The sequence below is a fragment of the Treponema sp. genome, assembly GCF_051883275.1.
Classification (GTDB): Bacteria; Spirochaetota; Spirochaetia; order Treponematales; family Treponemataceae; genus Treponema_D.
Window position 1 is genome coordinate 1 of sequence record NZ_JBJETK010000021.1, and the last position, 2,644, is coordinate 2,644.

7 protein-coding genes are annotated in these 2,644 nt (G+C 38.9%); all 7 read right to left on the minus strand.

Annotation, left to right across the window (positions count from 1 at the left end; all coding sequences use genetic code 11):
- Window positions 1-152 precede the first annotated feature (152 nt).
- The 7 genes from ACI4L0_RS02995 to ACI4L0_RS03025 all read right to left on the minus strand — a co-directional run bounded on the left by ACI4L0_RS02995 (window position 153) and on the right by ACI4L0_RS03025 (window position 2,609).
- Entirely contained in the window at window positions 153-329 is a 177-nt protein-coding gene (locus tag ACI4L0_RS02995; protein WP_439798684.1) for a hypothetical protein, read from the minus strand.
- Between the two features lie 228 nt (window positions 330-557).
- Window positions 558-737: a hypothetical protein gene (locus tag ACI4L0_RS03000; protein WP_439798685.1), complete on the minus strand. Its 180-nt coding sequence runs from the start codon at window positions 735-737 to the stop codon at window positions 558-560.
- A gap of 13 nt (window positions 738-750) precedes the next feature.
- Window positions 751-948, minus strand: coding sequence for a hypothetical protein (locus tag ACI4L0_RS03005; protein ID WP_439798686.1), 198 nt, complete (start codon window positions 946-948; stop codon window positions 751-753).
- 36 nt (window positions 949-984) lie between these two features.
- Window positions 985-1,137 (minus strand): hypothetical protein, encoded by a 153-nt coding sequence (locus ACI4L0_RS03010; protein WP_439798687.1) that lies wholly within the window; start codon window positions 1,135-1,137, stop codon window positions 985-987.
- Window positions 1,138-1,142: 5 nt separating this feature from the next.
- Entirely contained in the window at window positions 1,143-1,379 is a 237-nt protein-coding gene (locus ACI4L0_RS03015; protein WP_439798688.1) for a hypothetical protein, read from the minus strand.
- 2 nt (window positions 1,380-1,381) lie between these two features.
- Window positions 1,382-1,522, minus strand: a complete 141-nt coding sequence (locus ACI4L0_RS03020; RefSeq protein WP_439798689.1) for a hypothetical protein — start codon at window positions 1,520-1,522, stop codon at window positions 1,382-1,384.
- 451 nt (window positions 1,523-1,973) lie between these two features.
- Window positions 1,974-2,609, minus strand: a complete 636-nt coding sequence (locus ACI4L0_RS03025) for a hypothetical protein (protein WP_439798690.1) — start codon at window positions 2,607-2,609, stop codon at window positions 1,974-1,976.
- Window positions 2,610-2,644: the final 35 nt, after the last annotated feature.

Below are 2,644 nucleotides of genomic sequence, written 5' to 3' on the forward strand. Positions count from 1 at the left end.
CAGTATGAGTGAGAATGAAAGTCAAGCGATTTGACCTATCATTCAAAATGTGTTGACTTGCGGTGATTCTTTGTGCTTTCATGTGTTTTATTTCCTTTCTTTCGGTTCATAGATATTGTATCACATAAGGGGTTGTTTGTCAACCCCCTATTTTAATTGTCCTCTTGGCAGTAGTCGGTGTAGTCATCAGGCTTACATCCTTCGCCGTACATAGAGAAGAAATCACCACATTCTTCATAAGGGTTGCCGGGGATTTTACATAAGCAAAATTCCTCGTCCCCCTCAATAATTTCGCTGTCCTTATAGTACGGGCAATCCCATCCATTCACAGGACAATGGTAGTGTGCTCCACGTTGTGCCATTAATTTAGCCTCCTTTGTTTTTTGTGCCTTAATTATATCATACTATTTACTGGAAATCAATTGTCAAGATATACAAAATTGGGATAAATAATTTAGTTAGATTTTCAATAGAATTTACTTGACAAAATGGTAGGGATATGTTATAGCGAAAAATCCGGCCGCACTGACTGGGCGCGGCCGGCCCAAAATTTGAAGTCAAATCTGATATTTCAAGTCGGCAGCCACTGTGGGAGTTATATCAATGGCTCTCATAATTTCGCCAGGCTCAAAAAGCCGATTTTCTCCGGTTCTGATGTTCTGGCAAACCCACTGGTTTTTTCCACTGTCCCAATTACCTACGGAATAGATAACGCCATCTTTCAAAATCATTTTCATTAAAAGATCCTCCTTACATGGTGGCTATTGCGAAGAAAGCAAAAGCGAAAATAATACAGGCTGAAATAAAAGTTACCGCAATTCCATACAGGATTTTGTCCTTGAAACTCTTGCGGTTATCGACAGGACAGTCATCAAAGCCAAGGATGAACCGAGCCAGATTTCTACGTCTACGCCGGAACCATCTATAAAGATTTCTTTTGATTTTCATTTTTGCTTCCTCCTTTTCTTTTGTAATGATATTATATCACTGATTGGCAGATTTGTCAATACTTTGTTTTTGAATTTTCAACTCAATTTGAGCAAGTTCTTTCTCAATTTTGAGCAACTCTTTTTGAAGACGAGCCTTTTCTCCTTTCAGCCATTTGACCCGCCCAAGCAGGTATTCATTGCCATTCATTTTTTTTACCTCCATCCGAGATATTTTTCAATAGTATATCCATCGAAGTATCTTGTATAGTTCTGGCCGGGAATCTCGCAGAGCCACAGACCGCTTGTATCATCGTAATTAGCAATCATCATACGCAGGCCATAATCTGTGGTAAATTCCATTCCGCACCGCAGAACTTTCTTACCCTCGGTAGTGACCACCTTAACAGGGTTTCCGCATCCATCCCGCAGAACTCTCATTTTCTTTGCCATTTCTACCACTCCTTCTTCATCTTCTGGCGGTTATACCTCTTTTTGCTTTCGACCTTGCTTCCCCTCTTGCGGAAGTTCAGATAATCTTGAAGTTCCGCACCCTCTTTTTTGAGATATTCACGAGAATGCTTTTTCTGTTTCATTTATCTCACTCCTTTTGTTTTCTATAAATATTATAACATATTTTTATAATTTTGTCAATACCTAATTTTACAATTAGGTTTAGATTAGAGTGGGCGAGGTGGCCATCCCCGCCCACTGGATTTTATCGGTAAATGATGCACCGAATTACCGGATTTTTCTGTTGTTATTCTGTCTATTGGAGCAACAGTAAATGACTAACTAAATCTCCTCACTTGTTTCTGATTTCAGTCGCATTATAAATGACACCTTAAAATGTATGTCTATAACATGACTATACCAGTGGCATTTTTTTGAGTGAAACAAAACAAGAAACAAAGTTTGATAAAAAATTTAATCTTTTAGAATACATTCCCTTTTTAGATGGGAGGGGGTCGAGCCATACTAATCAGTTCCTTTCTTCTTTTGTACTCACATTATATCATGGATTTGGCAGTTTGTCAAGAACTTTTTTTAATTTCTATGATAACCGCTGAAATCCAGAATAATGGGCTTGTCTTTCAGATAACCGATATTGGAACGATGAAGGTCATTGATGCCATTTTCAATGACAAATTTACATAGGGCTTTACACTTCTTTTTACCATAGACAACGATAGCCATGCTTGCCCATGTCTCATCGAGGTCACGCCCTCTGGCAATACTGCAAAAGCAAGTATCCATTTTATCGATAATCACTCTTGAAGCAGTTCTTGTCTTATATTCATATTTATTTTCTTTGCTGGAGGGGGTGTTCAGAACAGAAAAATCAATCTTTTCCTGAACTACAAAGATTACGCCATTGACAATGCAGAGGACTTCGGTTTTAGGGAAAAACATTTCCAAGCCAGCCTTGATAGCTTTCTGATAAATCAGAACTTCATCATAGGCTTCATCGTAGTCCCCAACAGTAAGACAGGTGGTAGACCACTTAATAACAAAGTCGGCGTGCTTAGGAACAATACACAGTTTGCTTGCTCCATCATGTACCCGGTACTCAGGTTCAGAGTATCCCTTATTGGTAAGCATCTCCCTAACTTGTCGCCTACTGGTATTCTTAGTAATACCGAGGTTAGCCAGAAGTGCCTTGAAATCGTCTCTGGTAATCATCTTTATTCCTCCCTTGATTTTCTGTAATCATTATA

Excerpts from the sequence above, each read along its gene's own strand:
- ACI4L0_RS03000 (WP_439798685.1), bottom strand. The coding sequence starts at position 737 with ATGAAAATGATTTTGAAAGATGGCGTTATCTATTCCGTAGGTAATTGG.
- ACI4L0_RS03005 (WP_439798686.1), bottom strand. The coding sequence starts at position 948 with ATGAAAATCAAAAGAAATCTTTATAGATGGTTCCGGCGTAGACGTAGA.
- ACI4L0_RS03010 (WP_439798687.1), bottom strand. The coding sequence starts at position 1,137 with ATGAATGGCAATGAATACCTGCTTGGGCGGGTCAAATGGCTGAAAGGA.
- ACI4L0_RS03015 (WP_439798688.1), bottom strand. The coding sequence starts at position 1,379 with ATGGCAAAGAAAATGAGAGTTCTGCGGGATGGATGCGGAAACCCTGTT.
- ACI4L0_RS03020 (WP_439798689.1), bottom strand. The coding sequence starts at position 1,522 with ATGAAACAGAAAAAGCATTCTCGTGAATATCTCAAAAAAGAGGGTGCG.
- ACI4L0_RS03025 (WP_439798690.1), bottom strand. The coding sequence starts at position 2,609 with ATGATTACCAGAGACGATTTCAAGGCACTTCTGGCTAACCTCGGTATT.